At 60.6% G+C, this 19,005-nt stretch carries 17 protein-coding genes; 5 read left to right on the top strand and 12 right to left on the bottom strand.

Going from position 1 to position 19,005, the window contains the following annotated elements; all coding sequences use genetic code 11:
• Positions 1-11: 11 nt before the first annotated feature.
• The 7 genes from HZ994_03675 to HZ994_03705 form a co-directional block, all read right to left on the bottom strand.
• Positions 12-1,475, bottom strand: coding sequence for a MotA/TolQ/ExbB proton channel family protein (locus HZ994_03675; GenBank protein ID QTN31464.1), 1,464 nt, complete (start codon positions 1,473-1,475; stop codon positions 12-14).
• Positions 1,476-1,481: 6 nt separating this feature from the next.
• Complete coding sequence (locus HZ994_03680; GenBank protein ID QTN31465.1) at positions 1,482-2,258, bottom strand: DUF3450 family protein; 777 nt, start codon at positions 2,256-2,258, stop codon at positions 1,482-1,484.
• 78 nt (positions 2,259-2,336) lie between these two features.
• Entirely contained in the window at positions 2,337-3,191 is an 855-nt protein-coding gene (locus tag HZ994_03685; protein QTN31466.1) for a hypothetical protein, read from the bottom strand.
• On the bottom strand, positions 3,188-3,691 hold the full coding sequence (locus tag HZ994_03690; protein ID QTN31467.1) for a hypothetical protein: 504 nt from the start codon (positions 3,689-3,691) through the stop codon (positions 3,188-3,190). Before HZ994_03690 ends, HZ994_03685 begins: the two co-directional genes overlap by 4 nt.
• Positions 3,670-5,430 (bottom strand): hypothetical protein, encoded by a 1,761-nt coding sequence (locus HZ994_03695; protein QTN31468.1) that lies wholly within the window; start codon positions 5,428-5,430, stop codon positions 3,670-3,672. Before HZ994_03695 ends, HZ994_03690 begins: the two co-directional genes overlap by 22 nt.
• Positions 5,431-5,489: 59 nt before the next feature.
• Positions 5,490-8,660, bottom strand: a complete 3,171-nt coding sequence (locus HZ994_03700; GenBank protein QTN31469.1) for a TonB-dependent receptor — start codon at positions 8,658-8,660, stop codon at positions 5,490-5,492.
• Between the two features lie 469 nt (positions 8,661-9,129).
• The gene (locus HZ994_03705; GenBank protein QTN31470.1) at positions 9,130-9,969 is read right to left on the bottom strand and encodes a TIGR00159 family protein; all 840 of its coding nucleotides are present in this window, start codon (positions 9,967-9,969) and stop codon (positions 9,130-9,132) included.
• A gap of 94 nt (positions 9,970-10,063) precedes the next feature.
• Between HZ994_03705 and HZ994_03710 the strand changes: the two genes are divergently transcribed.
• The 3 genes from HZ994_03710 (at position 10,064) to HZ994_03720 (ending at position 13,335) form a co-directional block, all read left to right on the top strand.
• Entirely contained in the window at positions 10,064-10,987 is a 924-nt protein-coding gene (locus HZ994_03710; protein QTN31471.1) for a class I mannose-6-phosphate isomerase, read from the top strand.
• Between the two features lie 82 nt (positions 10,988-11,069).
• Positions 11,070-11,969 carry a ParB/RepB/Spo0J family partition protein gene (locus tag HZ994_03715; protein QTN31472.1) on the top strand — a complete coding sequence of 300 codons (900 nt, stop codon included), beginning with the start codon at positions 11,070-11,072 and terminating at the stop codon, positions 11,967-11,969.
• 46 nt (positions 11,970-12,015) lie between these two features.
• On the top strand, positions 12,016-13,335 hold the full coding sequence (locus HZ994_03720; GenBank protein ID QTN31473.1) for a CCA tRNA nucleotidyltransferase: 1,320 nt from the start codon (positions 12,016-12,018) through the stop codon (positions 13,333-13,335).
• Between the two features lie 6 nt (positions 13,336-13,341).
• On the opposite strand, the gene HZ994_03725 is transcribed toward HZ994_03720, so the two are convergent.
• The 5 genes from HZ994_03725 to rarD form a co-directional block, all read right to left on the bottom strand.
• Positions 13,342-14,493, bottom strand: a complete 1,152-nt coding sequence (locus HZ994_03725; protein ID QTN31474.1) for a Gfo/Idh/MocA family oxidoreductase — start codon at positions 14,491-14,493, stop codon at positions 13,342-13,344.
• Positions 14,494-14,517: 24 nt separating this feature from the next.
• Positions 14,518-15,501: a TIM barrel protein gene (locus tag HZ994_03730; GenBank protein QTN34307.1), complete on the bottom strand. Its 984-nt coding sequence runs from the start codon at positions 15,499-15,501 to the stop codon at positions 14,518-14,520.
• Between the two features lie 112 nt (positions 15,502-15,613).
• Positions 15,614-16,522: a squalene/phytoene synthase family protein gene (locus HZ994_03735; GenBank protein ID QTN31475.1), complete on the bottom strand. Its 909-nt coding sequence runs from the start codon at positions 16,520-16,522 to the stop codon at positions 15,614-15,616.
• Entirely contained in the window at positions 16,522-17,226 is a 705-nt protein-coding gene (locus tag HZ994_03740; GenBank protein QTN31476.1) for a hypothetical protein, read from the bottom strand. Before HZ994_03740 ends, HZ994_03735 begins: the two co-directional genes overlap by 1 nt.
• A gap of 10 nt (positions 17,227-17,236) precedes the next feature.
• Positions 17,237-18,112: an EamA family transporter RarD gene (gene rarD, locus HZ994_03745; GenBank protein ID QTN31477.1), complete on the bottom strand. Its 876-nt coding sequence runs from the start codon at positions 18,110-18,112 to the stop codon at positions 17,237-17,239.
• Positions 18,113-18,258: 146 nt separating this feature from the next.
• Here rarD and HZ994_03750 point away from each other — a divergent pair, with 146 nt between their 5' ends.
• Positions 18,259-18,663 (top strand): deoxycytidylate deaminase, encoded by a 405-nt coding sequence (locus HZ994_03750; GenBank protein ID QTN34308.1) that lies wholly within the window; start codon positions 18,259-18,261, stop codon positions 18,661-18,663.
• Between the two features lie 92 nt (positions 18,664-18,755).
• The gene (locus tag HZ994_03755; GenBank protein QTN31478.1) at positions 18,756-18,953 is read left to right on the top strand and encodes a DUF433 domain-containing protein; all 198 of its coding nucleotides are present in this window, start codon (positions 18,756-18,758) and stop codon (positions 18,951-18,953) included.
• Positions 18,954-19,005 lie beyond the last annotated feature (52 nt).

Genomic DNA, 19,005 nt, shown 5'->3' on the forward strand with positions numbered 1-19,005 from the left:
CTTGCTTTGGTTCAGGCCGTCGTAGGAACGAGTTCGACATCGTCATCTCCGCCGTCATCTCCGCCGTCATCGGGGTCTTCCGCGTGGGAAACCGGCTGCATCCCTTTTCCGCGCTCTGTGGTTCCGTTGATGATGGCGATGGCGGAACCCTCGATCTCGCCGAACTTCGCCTTAACCATGCTCTTGAGCAGGCCGTGTACGACGAGGACGGGAATTGCGACGATGAGGCCTTCCGCCGTGGTGATGAGGGCCTCGGAAATGCCCGCCGTGAAATTTTTCTGGTTACCGCTTCCATAGAGCGCCATCGCCTGGAAGGTCTTGATGATCCCGAGCACGGTGCCGAGCAGTCCCATCAGCGGCCCTGCGGCGGCGGTGAGTGCGAGGAAGGGGAGGAAGCGCTCGAGGTGCGGCTTGATGACGACGAGCTTCTCGAACATCGACTCCTCCAGCACACGGCGTTTCTCATAGAATTTCGATACCCCGATGACTACGAGCGCCCCGGCCTCGCCAGGAATCGTCTTGGCGCGCTTGAGAGCCACGTCCTGCTTTCCCGCGAGGAGATCGTCGAGGATGGCATTGAGCTCCCGGCGGTTCGGCACCTTGAACCTGGAAACCTCCCAGACCTTGAAAGCCGCAATCAGGAATGAGATGGCACCGAGTAGCAGGATGGCGTGTCCGACATAGCCGCCCTTTTCGATGGTTTCCCAAAGGGTCTCCTGTGCCGCCTCAACCTCGATCGCCTTGCCCATGGAGCCATCGAATGGAAGCTCGCCATGCCCTGAGTTGAGGGTTTCGGTGATCTCCCCATCATAGCCCTTGATGGCGACAACGGTTGGCAGAGTGGTTCCCGTTTCCGCAAAAGTGGCGACGCCCTCAAAGCCACCGCCTTCCTGCGTGAAGAAAACCGATGGCCCGGCGACGAGGAGCTTGCCCTCGACGGACTCGCTGCCGTTGCGCAGGGCTTTGCCATCGAAGCTGTGGCCGCCCGCGATGTCTCCAAGGCGACTGATACCGATCCCGAGGACTTTCATGCGCTCCGAAAGCTCCGCCTGCGGCTCGTCCACAGCGGCGGTGGCGGATTGGTCGATGGCCTCCACCTCCTCGCGGTAGATCTGGTTCTCGCCCGGATGGAGGCGGGTGATGAACGCCTTGGAATATTGGCTGAGTATGCCAGCGGAGTAGTTGAAGTCCGTTTTCCTAGCGTCGATTTCGCGCTCGAGAGTCTTGACTGTGGCGGTGCGGCGTTCCTCCTCGCGCTCAAGGGCGCGGAGTTCCCTGCCGAGCTTCAGGGCTTCGTCGTCAAGGCGGTTGATATCGCGGTAAAGGGCGCGGCGGAGATCGGAGTAATCCTTCTTTGTATCACCGAGTTCCTTGACGGCCTTTGCCAGATCCGCCTTGGCGGTTTCGACAGGCGTCTGGGCGGAGGAAACGGCACAGAGTGCGAGAAGGAGCGTGAGTTGGATGAGGCGGCTCATGTTCGGTTACTTGGAAAATGGCAGGGAGATGAATTGCGGATCCTGATCGCCGGTGGTGCAGGAAATGAGGCTGCGTATCGCCTCGGCGAGATCCTTGCGTTCCTCGAATTTCCAACCCGTGGCATCGGGTTTACCCATGAGCGCGAAGCTGCCGTCCTCATTGACTGCATATGCGGCGGCAAGGCCGAGGTAGATCACCTGCATGTTGTATTCCTTGCCCTCGGAATTCGCGCGGAGCTCCTGGCGGAGAACAACGGTCTGTTGGAATTTCTCGATCTCGGCGGTGAGGTTGATCAGGTTGAGCAGGCGTTTCGAGACACCTTCATTGCGCTTTTCCTCCGGCAGCTTCAGATCGCGCTCAAGATCCTCGATGGCTTGGGAAACCTTCGGCTCGGCTCTCAGTGGTGCGGGGATAAGCGGGATCTTAGATGCCATGTTTTCCTCAAGCCCACGGAGTAGTTTCCCCAATTCGTCCTTCGCAGCGATGAAGCGGTCGCGCTCCTGCGTCTGCTTGAGGGACTCGGCATCAGAGCCCTGCTTGCGTGTCGTGGCGTCCGCGATCTTTTCCCTGAGATCCTCGATTTCCTTTTCGAGGCCTTCCTTGTAGTTCTGGAGAACCTCCTGATCGCGCGACCATTCGTTCTCCTCCTCCTGGATCTGGCGCATCGCATCGACCCATTGCCTGACGGTGATGCGGAGTTCTTCGGTGGGGGAAACCTTTGGCTCCTGGGCGTTGAGCGCGCCGAGAGTTCCTAGCAAAATAAACGGGAAGATATGGCGCATGGCGGTGAAGTGAGGGGATTAAAAAGGGGTCGCCGGCGATTGCCGACGACCCCGATGTGACGTTTTCGTCAGATAGGCTCATGGGGCGCCCGGAGCGACGCGGAAGCGGTAGAACTCCTTGTCTGCGGGGACGTCGTTAAGCTGGAGCGTCGCATTACCGGCGGGAGTGAAAGGAGGCACCAGGTTTGTGGAGCGCTCTACGGGGATGGTCAGCGTTGCGGTGTTGCCGACCTTTTGGACGATGATGTCATCGGCGCTAAGATCCTGGATGGAGCTGCTGGTGAAGAGGCCGCTGAACACGGATGCGGGGCTGCCGTTGCTGACGCTGGCATTGAATCCGAGAGCGGTGTTGGCATTTTCGACATCGTCGGAGATTCCATCGCCATCGGCATCGGCAAGGGTGGCACCCGGGTTGCCGCCTACTTCCGGAGCACCCGTGTCAGGTAGTCCGGTAAGGTAGCCTGCCTTCGAGAGATAAGACCAGCCGTTGAGCCAGTTGTTACCTCCGAACGCGCCGCGATAGCCGACAGTCGTGAAGAACCCGGCAGGGGCATCGGCAGGGAATCCGGAAAGGGTGGATGAGTAAAGCGGGCTGCCAAGCTGAGGGCGGGGATCAAGCCGGCGGTTCGGGATACGGCTGATGCCGACGAACATCGGGTTGGTGCCGACAGCGCTGTTTCCGAATCCTGCGGGATCGGCCGCACCGGCTCCGCCTATGTTCGGCACGATGCCTGCACCGCCCGCGAAGGTTCCCCAGGTGTTGTTGAGGAAGGTCGGTTTCGGGCTGCCGACCCCGTCCCCGGTGTTGCTCAGGGCGACGCCGTTGAAATCGTGGATCACCGAATTCGCAAGGGTTCCGGCGAAGTTGTCGGAAACCTGGATGCCATCGTCGATGCTGCCGACGGCTGTTGAGCCCGTGCCGAGCATGGTCATGTTGTAGATCTTCGTGAGCGCGAAGGGCGGGAGGCTGATGCTGTCGCCGTTTCCGCCGTCCCACTCGCCGCCATAGTCTCCGAGCGACGGGTTGTCGTTCTGGATCGAGAACCAGAACTGGTGGAATCCGGAGTGGCCTTGGTCGATGTCGAAGCTCCGTCCTGGCAGAACGCCACGGCGATGCGCTTGGTGTTGACCGTGCCGCCGAAGAACTCGACGCCGTCATCGGAGTTGGAGATGACCTCGACGTTCTCGATGATGGTTCCGTTTCCGACACCGCCGAGGGTGAGGCCGTTGATCTCGTTGTTCGCCGCGAACTCGAAGCCGCCGAAGCGGATGGAGACGTAGCGGAGTATGCCGCTGTTGTCGGCGTTGTTGGGGGTCGCGCCGCCGCCGTAGGTGGTGAGGAGCGGGTCGCCGCTGTTGGGGAAGCCCTCGATGCGCGCCTCGCCGTCGTTGGCAGATCCGGTGATGCGGTTCACCTGGGCGTTTCCGAGCATGATGATGCCGCCCAGAAGGAGGCATCGCCGAGAGCCGGATCCGGGAAGATCGAGGGATCGCCGTCCACTCCGCCGTCACGCTCTTCGATGGCGGTGAAGACGATGGGCTTCGCGAGGGTGCCGTCAGCGATGAGCTTGGCACCACGGGTCGCGATGAGCGAGCCGAAGGTGGTGGTGGCCGGGGTGGTGGAGGTGTCCTGTGCCCGCCCACCAAGGATGGTTGTGCCAGGCTCGATCGTGAGGGTGGCGTTGTTTGTGATGAAGATCGGCTTCCTTATGATGTAAGTGTTATCCGAAGTCCACGTCGTGTTCGCGGTGATGTTCGCGGTGACCTCGACATCATCCGCACCTAGGTAGCCGGCGCGGGAAAGGTAGCTCCATCCGCGCAGCCAGTTGCAAGACTCGGCGGTTCCGAATGCACCGCGATAATCGACCGTTTCGAAAAATCCCGGAGGAGCGTCGGCCGGAAAGGCGGCGAGGGTGGCACCGAGCAGCGGGCTGTTGTCCGCAGGGCGCGGATCAAGCGCACCGACCGGAGTGCGGCTGATGCCACGGAGCAGAGGATCGGTTCCCGATACGTTGCCGGAACCTGCGGGATCGGCCGCACCGGCTCCGCCTATGTTCGGCACGATGCCTGCACCGCCCGCGAAGGTTCCCCAGGTGTTGTTGAGGAAGGTCGGTTTCGGGCTGCCGACCCCGTCCCCGGTGTTGCTCAGGGCGACGCCGTTGAAATCGTGGATCACCGAATTCGCAAGGGTTCCGGCGAAGTTGTCGGAAACCTGGATGCCATCGTCGATGCTGCCGACGGCTGTTGAGCCCGTGCCGAGCATGGTCATGTTGTAGATCTTCGTGAGCGCGAAGGGCGGGAGGCTGATGCTGTCGCCGTTTCCGCCGTCCCACTCGCCGCCATAGTCTCCGAGCGACGGGTTGTCGTTCTGGATCGAGAACCAGAACTGGTGGAATCCGGAGTGGCCTTGGTCGATGTCGAAGCTCTCGTCCTGGCAGAACGCCACGGCGATGCGCTTGGTGTTGACCGTGCCGCCGAAGAACTCGACGCCGTCATCGGAGTTGGAGATGACCTCGACGTTCTCGATGATGGTTCCGTTTCCGACACCGCCGAGGGTGAGGCCGTTGATCTCGTTGTTCGCCGCGAACTCGAAGCCGCCGAAGCGGATGGAGACGTAGCGGAGTATGCCGCTGTTGTCGGCGTTGTTGGGGGTCGCGCCGCCGCCGTAGGTGGTGAGGAGCGGGTCGCCGCTGTTGGGGAAGCCCTCGATGCGCGCCTCGCCGTCGTTGGCAGATCCGGTGATGCGGTTCACCTGGGCGTTTCCGAGCATGATGATGCCGCCCCAGAAGGAGGCATCGCCGAGAGCCGGATCCGGGAAGATCGAGGGATCGCCGTCCACTCCGCCGTCACGCTCTTCGATGGCGGTGAAGACGATGGGCTTCGCGAGGGTGCCGTCAGCGATGAGCTTGGCACCACGGGTCGCGATGAGCGAGCCGAAGGTGGTGGTGGCCGGGGTGGTGGAGGTGTCCTGTGCCCGCCCACCAAGGATGGTTGTGCCAGGCTCGATCGTGAGGGTGGCGTTGTTTGTGATGAAGATCGGCTTCCTTATGATGTAAGTGTTATCCGAAGTCCACGTCGTGTTCGCGGTGATGTTCGCGGTGACCGGCACATCCGCTGCGAAGAGCGGCGATATGTGCAAGCCCGCGATGATGAATTTCATTGTTATTTTCATTGTGTCGATGTTGTTGGCTTCTTTGTGTTTGGCGTGCGGTTATATCCGTTTCCCAGGGCCTAGAATTGATATTCGAACTTGAGACCGAACGACCTGCCCGGTTTGAAGGAAGAGAAGATCAAGTCAGTGCCGTCGAACACTTCAGTATCGGTCTCATCCAAAAGGTTCGCGATATTAAGGGTGACGATTCCGACACTGTCCCCTATGTCGAATTTCTTCTGGATGATGAGGTCCAGCTGGTTGAAAGCCTCGCGACGTACAGGCGGCTCGACCGCACCCAATGGGACGGCGGTGAGGAAGGAGCCGGTGAGGTTGTAGTTGAGGTTGGCCGACCAACCGCTCTCCTCGTCCTCCCATCCAAGGCCGAGGTTGAAAATGAAATCCGGCTGACCATCGAAGGTGGTTTGCACGAGGCCGCTGGGCGGTTGCTGGAACTCCAGGAGGGAGTCGATGAAAGTGAAATTCGATGAGATGCTCCACTGTTCGAGGAACCTTTTCTGAAGCTCGATCTCGACACCCTGTAGCGACCCGCTCTCGCCATTGATGAAGGTACGGTCGCCGAGGGTGTATGCCTGGGCGATGGGTGAATCCAGGGACTTCTGGAAAAGGCTGATGGCGATCTGGGACTCCGCGTCGGGGCGCCACTCCCAACGGATATCGAAGTTGTCAATGAGTGTATCCGTCAGATTCGGGTTCCCCTGGAAAGCATCACCGGAAGCCTGGTCAACGGTCCGGATCGGCGCGAACTCGAAGAAAGTGGGCCTAGCCACCGTCCGCGACCAGGCGGCGGTAAGAAGAAATTCCTCATCATCGCCGAAGGTTCGGTTGATGGTGATGCCGGGCAGCAGGTATTCGTTGGAAATTGTCGTGCGGGGAATGACGGTTCCCGGCGGATTGAGTCCGGGCAGAACCTCGAAAGTCCGGTCTTCCGCCTCGAAGCGCGCACCGCCGATGATCTCCCAGCGCCCGAACCCGATGTTCGCCTGCATGTATGCCGCGTTGAGACTGGTTTCCGCATCGACGTTGCGAACCGTATTCCCGGCATTGGTATTTTCCTCGATGAAAATCCCGTTGGAAAGGTTGTTGTTCGCGTGACCGTTGAAAATCGGGTTCCCGTTCGGGTTGGTCGTTCCGTTGATGCCATCCAAGTAGTCTATGCCAAATTGCCCGCCGTTTCCGGTGTTGAGCAGCCCGTTGAGACGTTGTCCGATGTTGTAGGTGAAGAAGCGGCCCCTCACCTCCCTGCTGCGCTCGAAGCCGTTCCCACCCACCTTGAGCTTGAAGACGTTGCCGTCGTCGTCGCTGTAGACGGGAAGGGTGAGATCGATCCTCTTGTTCGTTGATTCCTCGGTGGTGCTGAGAGTTTCGCGGAACGACTGGCTCTGGGCGGGGTTGATTCCGTAGATGTCCGAGAGGGTGAGGATTTCCCCAAGCGAAGGGTCGAAGATAGCTCCCGGGATGCTCTGGATGGCCGGATCCGTGAAGTCGAGCTGTGAAAAGAACGCCGTGCGTGTGCCCGGTCTTTCCTCGATCGCATCGCTCAGAGAGTAGAGCCAATCGATCTCGATGGGCTCCTCGTCGTCGCCGAACTCATGGTGCCCCTCGGCTTGCTTGAGGGTCAGTGTCCTGCGCAGGGGGATGATGCTATCGAGTGCCTGGAACGTGGCGGCTGTCGCGCCAAATGGGGTGGACTGCAAGGCTCCCGTGGGAAGGGTTCCCGGCCCGGCGAAATCCGCGAACTGGCCGGAGCCGGCCGTATCGTCATTGATCCTGCGCGCCTGAATCACCTCGTCCTCGGCGGCGTGGTTCTGGAAAGCCGTGAAGCTCAGGCTGTGTCGGTCCTTCCACCGCAGGCCGGCCGCGCCGAGTATCCCGTATCCGGCGGAATTGGTGTAGCGGTCTTCCGTCTGTGTCCTGTTCAGGATGTCGTCAGGTGTTCCTGAAACACCGTCTGCTCCGGGATTCAAGCTCCTGCCGACGGTGACATCCCGCTTGGCGGCACTTCCGTTCGATGATGTCCCTGCCACGACGACACCCAAATCAAGGTCTTCGGAAATCCTGAACGTATCGCCGAAGGTGATCGCAAACGACTCGGGGATTTTTGAATCACCTTCTACCGGGCGCAGCGGTGAACTCAGATGCAACGCCTCGGCTTGGGAGATGGCCTCCAGGGCGATCGGGTTGGTCGGCGTCGGGACGCGCCCGGAGGTCGTGCCGGAAACCCAGCTTCCCTGATCAGGGACGCCGGGGGGCAACGAGTCGTCCACCCTGCCGAACAATCCGAGATCAGCGCCCGAGGTGAAAAAATCCCCGTCGAGGTTCATGTTGTAGCGCTGGCCGTATTCCACTTTCAGGATGCGCTCGCTGGGAAACTGTAGGGTCTTGATGGCCACCGTTCCGCCGGCGAATTCCGCAGGAAGCTCCGGGGTGAAGGTTTTGTAGATGGAGATAGATTCGAGCAGATCGCTGGGAAAAAGATCAAGCTGCACCGCCTTTTTCGAAGGGTCTGCGGATGAGATCAGAGCGCCGTTCACAAGCGTGTTCGAATACCTGTCACCCAGCCCGCGGACAACCGCATAGCGCCCGCCGACGATGTTCGCGCCGGAAATTTTGGCGACGGCATCGCCAGCATCGCCGATTCCCGATCTCGAGAAGTCATCCTTGCTGATCCCGGAAGCGATGCTTGAGGTCAGTTCCAGATCCATGAACAGATCCCCCTGCGAGTCGCCCTGATACTCGCCGATCACCGTCTCCTCCTCCATGGTGAAAACATTCTCGGAGTCGTCGGTGGGTTTCACCCGGAGCCCGAAGCGGACTTCGGACGGGGAGCCTTCGATGACGGTTATGACAGTCGTGTCGCCGAAGTATCCGAGCTGGGATGCCTCGATGTTGAAGGTGCCGGGTGGCACGCCGTCGAAACGGTATTTCCCCTGGGCATCCGTCTCCGAAGTCCGGCCTGTGCCGGCGATCTCGACAAGGGCTCCCGCGATCGGGTTGAGGGTGGTTGCATCGGAAACCTCCCCGAAAATCATGCAGTTGCCCACGGCATTTTCGAAAAGGGCGAGCCCCGCCGGATTGCCGGCTGGAGGGATGCCATCCGGCGGGGCGATGGGTGGCAGATCACCGGGAGACCATGGCGGTGCCTGTCCGGGATCATCGTTTTGCCGGATTGCGCGGAAGCTCGGGAATGGTTTCGCCTCCTCTTGTTTCCTGGGCAGCCGGCAGGGCAAGGGAACCTGTGGAGGCGGCGGCCATGTGAACGGATTCCCTGGGCGCATGGGCAGCGGATCCCATGAAAGAATGGAAGGTGCTCCGGTAGAAGCCGCCAGAAGGGGCATAGGCGGCAGCCCCATCGAGATGATGACAATTACGGCAACCGTGCGAAGGGCTGCCGGTAGCCGTAGCATGGGAAAACCCTGCTTGCGGTCATCCGACGGTGATGTGATGTTGGGAAAGGCCATGGCGAACCGGATGGCATCGTTCCCTAGCCACCTGCGATGAGGTGGAAGTAGATCCTAGGAAGCTTCCCAAGAAGTTGGGCTTCGTGACGGTTTTGTGACAAAGCGGAATCCCCCTCCCAATACGGAGTATCCCCGGCCCGGCGCTCAGCGCCGCGGCCTCAGGGTATCCTCATCCACAGGCACTGCCCGGGGAGTGGCATTTCCATCGTCATCGTAGGGCGATGTGGAGAGGTGGCTCTTAATCAGAAACCAGATCCCGGTCGCCAGAAGCAGGCTCAGGAGTTTCGCGAACCAGTTTTTCGTCAGTCTCAGTTTCATTGGAGGATTGGCCGGAGAAAAAGATCTCGGAGATTTTCTCGCGGAACTGTTTTTCCGTGAGGTTGCGCTGGAGGTTCCCGTTCTCGCAGATCGAGATACTGCCGGTTTCCTCGCTGACGACCACCGCGATGGAATCCGTGCGCTCGGTCAAGCCGATCGCGGCGCGGTGGCGCAGCCCGGTGGAGCGGTCTTTCATCTCCCTCTCGGTGACGGGAAAGACACATGCCGCCGCAGCGACCCTATCGTCGGCGATGACCATGCCGCCGTCATGCAGCGGGGATTTCGGGAAAAACACGCTCATCGCCAGCTCCGGGGTGAAATGTGCATCCAGCACCACTCCGGTTTCCATCTGCTCCTTGAGAGAGATGCCACGCTGGATGGCGAAGAGTGCGCCGATACGTTTTTTCGAGAGCAGTACCACCGCATCCGCAAGTCTCTCGACGAAGGCCAGGCGGCGCTTGCTGGTCAGGGAAAAGAAGCGGCTGCTGCCGAGACGTGCAAGCCCGTTGCGCAGTTCCGGCTGGAAAATCACCAGCAATGCGAAGGCCAGCACCGCGGCGGAACGCGTGATGATCCAGCCTATCACCATGAAATCGAAAATCTCGGTCACCAGGGCCAGCGCAACCAGGATCAGTCCGAGGCCAATGAGGATCTGCGCGCCCCGTGTCGCCCGGAAGGCGCGGTAGAGCTGGTAGATGCATGTGGCCAGGATCAATATCTCTATCCCGTCCCTCCAATGCTTCTGAATGAAATCCCACATGTCTGGGAAGGAAACTAATGGCTAGGCGGAATTCTGTCACTTGCAAAGACCATTGCCCTTGTGACAGCGCACCCGCATCGCATAGCATGCAGCCATGCAACCCATCACATTTCGCCCAATCTACAAGGAACGCATCTGGGGCGGCAGGCAGCTGGAGGAACGTTATGGCCGCAGCCTCCCGGCCCCGGAAATCCCCTACGGCGAGGCATGGGAGATCGTGGACCGCGAGGATGCGCAATCAGTCGTCGATGGGGGCGGGTTTTCGGGGAAATCCCTGCACGAGCTGTGGACCGACCGCCGCGAGGAAATTTTCGGGGAAGGGCTGCCGGACTCACCGCGCTTCCCCATTCTCATCAAGATCCTCGATTGCGCAGACGATCTCTCGATCCAGGTACATCCCCCCGCCGACATCGCGCCCGAACTCGGCGGCGAACCAAAGACGGAGATGTGGTACATCGCCGACTGCAAGCCGGGCGCGAAGCTCTACGTCGGCCTCAAGGACGGGGCTGACCGCGCTAGCTTCGAGAAAGCAATCTCCGAGGGAACCGTCGCCGATCAAGTCCACGCCATCTTGCCGGAAAAAGGCCGGTCCATCTTCATCGAATCCGGGCGGCTCCATGCCATCGGCGCAGGATTCCTCATACACGAGATTCAGCAGAACTCCGACACCACCTACCGCGTCTTCGACTGGAACCGCACCGACGCCCAAGGCAATCCCCGCGATCTCCACGTCGCCGAATCCCTCGCCTGCATCGACTTCACCGACCACGAGCCCGGCATGGACGAACCTGTCGGCAAGACGCTCGCCACCTGCCCGTTTTTCAAAACAACCCTCCACCACCTCGATGCGGGCGACACGATCGGCAACGAATCCCCCGTCCGCTTCTCGCTCATCACAGTGATCGAAGGCGCGCTGGCGGGCGGCTTCATAACGGGACAAACCCTGCTTCTTCCAAGATCAGCAGCCTCCCTTGTGGCGGAACGGGACACGAAGGTTCTCCGGATTGTCATTCCCTGAGATGGAAATTTTTTTGGAATTTTGCCCGATGCGGTGAAATCCGCTTCCCCTCCCGATTCGTTTTCCCCACACTCCCAACCCCATGGCAAAGCAAGCACTCGGCAAAGGACTCGGCGCACTGATCAAGAAGAACAGCGTCCTTCCCGGACAGCCTCCCTCCGCTTCGACAGATGACTCGCCGCGCGTCCGCGACATCGCCATCGACAACGTCATCCCCTCCCCGCTCCAGCCGCGCAACCAGTTCATCGACGCGCCCCTCGACGACCTCGTCGATTCCATCCGCCAGCACGGCATCATCCAGCCGCTGATCGCGCGTTTGGTGGACGGGAAATACGAACTCATCGCCGGTGAGCGCCGCTGGCGCGCCTCGAAAAAACTCGGGCTCGCCACCGTGCCCGTCATCGAGCGCATCGCCACGGACCGGGATGTTTTGGAAATGGCACTCATCGAGAACCTCCAGCGCGAGGATCTCAACCCGATCGAGGAAGCCGCCGGATACGTCCGTCTCGCCAAGGAATTCACCCTCAAGCAGGAAGAGATCGCCACCCGCGTCGGCAAATCCCGCGCCTCCGTCGCCAACGCGATGCGCCTTCTCGATCTCCATCCCGACATCCAGTCGAACCTGGCGCAGCGCCAGATCACAGTCGGCCATGCCAAGGCGATTCTCGCGCTCAAGGATGCCGGTACCCAAAAGCTCGCCGCAGACCAGATCATCCGCCGCCAGCTCACCGTCCGCGCCGCCGAGAAACTCACCCAATCCCTCCTCGCCAACCCATCGGGCGCATCCGATCCGAAAAAGGCGCCGCCGAAAGAAATCGACATCCACGTCCGAGAGATCACCAAGCGCCTCCAGGAGCACCTCGCCACCCACGTCTTCGTCAACCACTCCGCGAAAAAAGGGAAAATCGAGATCGAATACTACGGCAACGACGACCTCGACCGCATCCTAGAGCTCCTCCGCCTCCCCGCTACAACCCTGTAGAGGCAACCGCGGCGGCGGGCTGCGGCCACGAAGCCAGAATTTGGCCATGTCACCCCGTGAATCCGCCACCCACCTAGCCCACCTCCTAGTGAAGGCAGGCCACACCGCCTATTTCGCCGGCGGCTGCGTGCGCGACAAGCTCCTCGGGCACGAACCGAAGGACTTCGACATCGCCACCTCCGCCACACCGGCGGAAGTCGTGAAACTTTTACCCGGCTCCAACGAGGTTGGCGCACACTTCGGGGTGGTGATCGCGAAGCACAGCGGGCATCACGTCGAGATCGCGACTTTCCGGACCGACGGCTCCTACAAGGACGGGCGACGTCCCGAGACCGTGATATTCTCCACCCCGGAAGAGGATTCGAAACGCCGCGATTTCACCATCAACGGCCTCTTCGAGAACCCCGAAACCGGGGAAGTCATCGATCACGTTGGCGGCCTTCCGGATCTTAAAGCTGGCATCGTCCGCGCCATCGGGAATCCAATCGACCGCTTCCGGGAAGACTCCCTCCGCCTGCTCCGTGCCGTGCGTTTCTCCACCACGCTCGGCTTCCCCATCGAGGCCACCACACTCAATGCCATCCGTGAAAGCGCCCATCTGTTAGACAAGCTCCCGCCCGAGCGGATCCGCGATGAGTTTTCCAAAACCATCGTCCACGCAAACCGCCGGAAAGGCCTCGAACTCCTCGTCGATACCGGCCTGATCGACCATTTCCTCCCGGAAATCCGCCCGCTCATCGGCTGCGAGCAACCGCCCGAGTGGCATCCGGAAGGCGATGTCTATACCCATACCTGCATCATGCTGGAGATGTTGGAAAAGGATGCGCCGCTCACCCTCTGCCTCGCAACGCTCCTTCACGATATCGCAAAACCCCCGACCCAAACCTTTGACGAGGAAGCGGGGCGCATCCGCTTCAACGGGCACGAATCCCTCGGCGCGGAAATGACCGAAACGATCCTGACACGCCTGAAGTATCCAAAGGCCGTCATCCGTGACGCCACCCACATGGTCTCACGCCACATGCAGTTCATGAACGTCCAGAAAATGCGCAAGGCGAAGCTCAAGCGCTTCATGTCGGAGCCAACCTTCCCCCAGGAAATGGAACTCCACCGGGTCGATTGCGCATCATCGAACGGCTTCACGGACAACTACGATTTCCTCAACGCAAAAGCCGAGGAATTCGCTAGCGAGCCGCTGATCCCGCCGCCACTTGTCAACGGCAAGGATCTCATCGCCCTCGGTCTCCAACCCGGGCCGCGTTTCAGGGAAATTCTCGACGAACTCCAAACCGAACAACTCGAAGGCCGAATCGCCACACGCGAGGATGGCTTGGAATTGGTTTCCATGCTCCTAGCGCGTGGCTGAGATACTTCAGGCCTTCTTCACGTCGACCCACTGCTTTGTCTTCGCGGAATCGAGCACCGCGTCGCAGACGTATTGGGTGCCGAGGGCGTGGCGGAAATCGGGATAGCGTTTCTCGGCGGAAGGATCGTCGAGGGACTTGAAGAACTCCGCGAGCTCGTGGGTGAAGGAGTGCTCGTAGCCGAGGCAGAGGCCGGGAACCCACCAGTTGCCGGCGTATGGATGGTCGCCGTCGGAGCAATGGATCTTCGTCCAGCCGCGGCGGTCGCCGGGGACACCGTGATCGAAGTACTCGAGGTAGTTCATATCGTGCAGATCCCAGGCCAGGGATTGCTTCGATCCGTTGATCTCGAAGGTGTTCAGCGCCTTGTGGCCGCGGGCATAGCGGGTGGACTCGAAGATCGCGAGGGAGCCGTTTTCGAAACGGGCGAGGAATGCGCAGGCATCGTCGATGGTCACGGGATGCTTCTCCCCGGTTGCGGTGTGAACGCGCTCCTTGATGAAGGTCTCGGTCATCGCGGAGACTGAGACGATATCACCGTTGATCCAGCGGGCGGTATCGATGCAGTGGGCGAGGAGGTCGCCGGTGACACCGGAGCCTGCGGCCGCCGCATCGAGGCGCCAGAGACCGGCGCCGCCTTGGGGAAGCTCTTCGGAAATGGTCCAGTCCTGCAGGAAGTTCGCGCGGTAGTGGAAGATACGCCCGAGCTCGCCGGCATCGACGATGTTTTTGGCGAGGGTGACGGCAGGAAGGAAACGGTAATTGTACCAAACAAGGTTGGGCAGGCCGGATTTTTCCACGGCTTCGACCATTTTCTCGCCCTGCTCGCCGTTGAGGGCGAGGGGTTTTTCGCAGAGGATCATCTTGCCGTGCTTGATGCACTCGAGGGCGATTTCGGCGTGTGAGTCGTTGGGCGTGCAGATATCGACGGCGTCGATGTCATCGCGCTTCACCAACTCGCGCCAATCGGTTTCGTAGGAGGCGTAGCCCCATTTCTCGGCGAAGGCTTTCACCTTCTCCTCGTCACGCCCGCACACCGCCTGACGGACAGGCACATGCTGTGTGTCGAAGAAGTGGCTGAGCTGCGAGTAGGCGTTCGAGTGGGTGCGACCCATGAAGCCGTAGCCGATAAGGCCGATGCGGATTTCTTTTTTGGACATATCGTTTGGAAGTTTGGGTTGGAATCAGAGGGCATTGTCGACGGCTATCATCGCCTTGAGGATCGCGTTCCATGTGGAAGCATCCTCGAGGACGGAGTTGTCGAACATGCAGCCATCCCAGCAGATGTGCTTGATGCCGCGCTCGGCGGCGCCTTGCAGCCAGTAGGTGGAGCATTTCGCGATGTCGAGACGGCCGTTCGGATCGTCCGCAGGACAGTGGCGCCCGGTCTTGTCGTGGGAGCCGGTGCCGTGGACGGATCCGTCGTTCTGGGCGACGTGAAAATCCAGCGTCCAGGGGCGCAGGGCGTCGGTCATGGTCTTGTATGCGGCCCAGAACTCGTCGTCGCTGTAGCCTTCCTTCAGGAGCGCGGCCTCGGGGGCGTTGTAGCCCATGAGGTAGAGGTAGGTGTGCGCGAGGTCGGCCTGGAAACCGACGATGCCAGGCATTGCCGTGGCTTCTAGGGTGGCGACGGCGGCTTTCCATGAGTGGAATCCGCCCCAGCAGATTTCGCCTTCGGCGGCGATGCGCTCGCCGAACTGCTCGGCGACTTTTCCGGCCTCACGGAAGGTCTCGGCAACCTTTGCGGTGTTGCCGGAAATGTCTTTCGCGAAATCGGCGGTGCCACCCGCGGTATCGACGCGGATGATACCTGATTTGCGGACGCCGTGCTCGTTGAGGATCTTGGCGATGCGGCAGGTCTTCTCGACCGCCAGAACGAAATTTTTGCGATCGTCATCGGAGCCGAAGGCCGGGCCGCCGACCGTTCCCGGCCAGACAGGTGCGACCAGCGAGCCGACGGAAAGGCCTTTCGAGGCGATCAGATCCGCCATTTTCCGGATCTCGTCGTCGGAGCCATCGGGATCGGTGTGCGGGTGGAAGATGAAAAGATCCACCCCGTCGTATTTGCGGCCATTCACTTCGGCGGCGACGGTGAGTTCGAGCATGTGCTCGAGCGAGATCGGTGGGTGGTCGGTGCCGGGCTCTTTGCCGACAAGTCCGGGCCACATTGCGTTATGGAGTTTTAGAGTGCTCATGGGTCACAAGGTTTTTCCCGCCTGATCCGGCGCTTGTCAAACAACTTGGCAGAAAACCATAAAACTCCAAAGAAACCCGCTCGGTTCACGCCTTGAGAAATGCGTCCAGCGTCAGCCGGTAAACGCGGCTTCTGGGTATCCTGACACCGGCCTCCAGGGTCGCGAAATCCGCGTTTTCCATAAGCTCCAGGGTCTCGTTGCCTATCATTGCGGGCAGGGCGCTGGCCATGCGCAGGCGTTTCGAGCGCAGGGCGGATGCGTAACGGAGGCCGCGATCCATCCCTGCCGATGCGGTTGCGAGAAAATCGGGGAATGCCGACATGAGTTCGGCCTGATCCCCCGGATCGGAAACGGGGAGATAGCAGCGCCCGTTGCGGAGATCCTTGGGAAGGTCGCGGAGTATGTTTACGAGCTGCAGGCCTTTTCCGAATGCGATGCCGTCTGCCAGCAACGCCACCGGATCGCTTTTGGAAAACTTTTTCCCCAGAGTCTCGAAACCAAGCTTCGTCCAGAACGCGCCGACACAACCGGCGACACGCCAGGTGTAGTCATCGAGCTGCTCCGCGCCGGAGAGTGCGGCGAGCTTACCGGGATTGCCGAAGCGTTCGAGATCAAGCTTCTGGCCGCTGATAATGATCGCGATCACATCCCGGATCAGCGGGATCAAGCCCTCGTTCAGGGTGCGCAATGCGGCAAGGATTTCCAGGTGGCGACCTAACAGGATCTTTTCCCTAGGATCCGGCGTGCCCTCGATCAATGTGGAGGGAAACGCAACAGACTCCCCCACCCCGCTCACCTGGCGGGAAAAATCTTCTAGCCAATCGAGCCGTTCCGAAGCCGGGATGTTCGTGGAATCCGCAATCGTGTCGCTCGTCCGGGCGAGCAGATAGGCGATACCGGCTGGCCGTCGCATCGGTGCTGGCAGCAGACGCACGGAAAGGTAGAAGGAGCGGGAAACACCCTTGAGCACATCCCTTTCAAGCTCCCCTGCCATCACTCATCGATGGCGAGGATGCGGCCGCAGTTCTCGCATTGCGTGACTTCTTTCCCGCTCTGCACGGCGATGGCGGTTGAGGCGATGACCTTCATGTGGCAGCCGGTGCACTTGCCATCCTTAAGCGTCGCGATCGCCATGCCGTCCTTGGATTTCATGAGTTTTTCGTAAAGCGGGAGGTGATCCTCGGGCACTTCCACGACGAGTTTCTCCCGCTCCACGGAAACCTCCTCCACCTGCTCGGCCATGCGGGCATGGCGCTCCTTGATCGTGGCGAGATCCCCTTCCACAACTTTCTTTGAGGCGGCCAGCCGTGCCTCCGCCTCCTTGAGTTTCTTCCTGAAACCGTCCACTTCCTCCATCGCCTCCAGCTCGCTGGTCTCCAGCGCGTCCACTTCCTTCTCGTAGCGGGTGACCTCATGGCCGAGGGCATTGTATTCCTCGTTCTTCTTCGTCTCGAACTGCTGGGTCTTGAGCCGCCTTACCGTAGTGCGGCGCGTTTCCGCATCCATCTCGATCTTCTTCACTCTAAGCTCAGCTGCCAGCAGCTCATCGTGGGCTTTCTTCACCGCCGCCTCGTCCCCAGCCAGCTTCGCGTTGGCACGGGCTTCCTCCTGGGGCAGTTTTGCGAGCTCTTTCCCGAGGGTCAGCAAGCGCCTGTCCCTATCCTGCAATATCAGCAAACTTCGAATCTCATCCAACATGCGGGAAGCGTTATCCGCCGCCCGCCTTCCCGGCAAGCACGGCTTGCCGCTGATTTCCACGCCGCCTCACCGCGTCCCATGCGTAGAGCGCAATCGCCATCCAGATCAGCCCGAAGGACGCCAGCCGCAGCGGGGTCATCGGCTCGCCATACATTTTCCAGCCGATGAAAAACTGGCATGTGGGACCTATGAACTGGAGCATGCCGAGGGTGCTGAGGCGTATGTTGCGACTGGCGAACCCGAAGAGCAGCAGCGGGATGGCGGTGACGATCCCCGTCCCGGCCAGCAGCAAGCCATTTCCCCAGCTTCCCCCGAAGGCTGCCGGGACGCTTGTGCTGCTGAAAATCAGCCACGCAAGGGCAAATGGCACCAGCGCCGACGTCTCCACGGTCAGCCCGTCGAGCGCGCCGAGCTTCGAGCGTTTCCTGACCACGCCATAGAGGGAAAATGTAAGCCCCAGCGTGACCGCGACCCATGGGAAATGCCCCACGCCCGGAATCTGCAGCAACACCCCGGAAAACGCGGTGACGATCGCCGCCATCTGCAAGCGGTTGTGCCTTTCCCCAAACCATAGGACTCCGAAGAGCATGTTGAAAAACGGGTTGATGTAGTAGCCGAGCGCCCCCTCGATCATGCGGTCGTTGATGGTGGACCAGACATACAGGAGCCAGTTGCCGCCGATCAGCGCGCCGGAGAGGAGATGCCATGAGAGCGTCCGCGCATCCGCCTTGATCCCGATCCGCCGCCACCACAGGAGCGGCCACAGCGCGAGGCATGTCCAGCAAGTCCGTTGCGCCACGATCCCCATGGGATCCATGAACTCGAGGTGTTTCCAATAGATCGGAAGCACACCCCACAGGCCGAAGGCCAGGATTGCGGCCACCATTCCCCGAGCGCTTCCAGTCACAGCACCTCAGATAGTCCGAGAGGATCAGCAAAGCAAACGTTCTGAGTTCTTCTTCTTGAAGTTTGGAGGTTGAAATTTGAGAATTCGGCGTGTCCGAAAGCCGCCTCAGCATCCCCCGCTACGCCATGGCGCTTGCCCATGTCGCCAGCCTGCGCTCCGAGGATCCCTACCGCAAGGTCGGTGCCGCAGCCCTCGACCACGACAACCGCGTCATCGCCACCGCCTACAACGGCCTCGCCCCCGGCTTCGATGCCCCCGCCGATTTCTGGATCGACCGTGAGAGCCGCCAGAAATTCATGCTCCACGCCGAGATCAACCTCTGCTCTCTTTTCAAGCGCGGCGAGGCCAAGATCGTCGCCACCACCACCATGCCCTGCACCGCCTGCATGCAGACCCTCTGCGCTTATGGCATCAAGGAAGTGTACTACCAGGAAATCTACCACGCATCAGACGCCCCGGAGATTGCGGAACTCTACGGCATCAAGTTGGAGCAGGTGCCCGATTTTCCGATGTCCGTGACGGAAAGTTAGGCGTCTCCTGCAAAGGATCATCGGCACCAGGCCTTCGGGAAAATTCGAGGAAGCCTTGGAAACGCCCAAAGACCCATGAGAGCCCCCCGTAAATGCTTCCGCGCCAAATCCACGGGTGCTCTCGCCCTCCCACGGGCTTTCATGATCATATCACGGTCTCACCGGACAAGCGCAGCGGCCAACCCAGCATCCGCGGAATTCCTATCACGGTCAAAGACACCCCCGGACGCCTCGCCGCTGGAATGGCACAGGAACAAATCCTCAAGGACATTCCGGAGATGGAAGCCTAGGACTTCAGTGCCTGCTTCGACTTCGCCGCCCATCGGGAAATCCATCCCGAGC

The organism is Akkermansiaceae bacterium, assembly GCA_017798145.1.
In the GTDB taxonomy this organism is placed as follows: domain Bacteria; phylum Verrucomicrobiota; class Verrucomicrobiia; order Verrucomicrobiales; family Akkermansiaceae; genus Luteolibacter.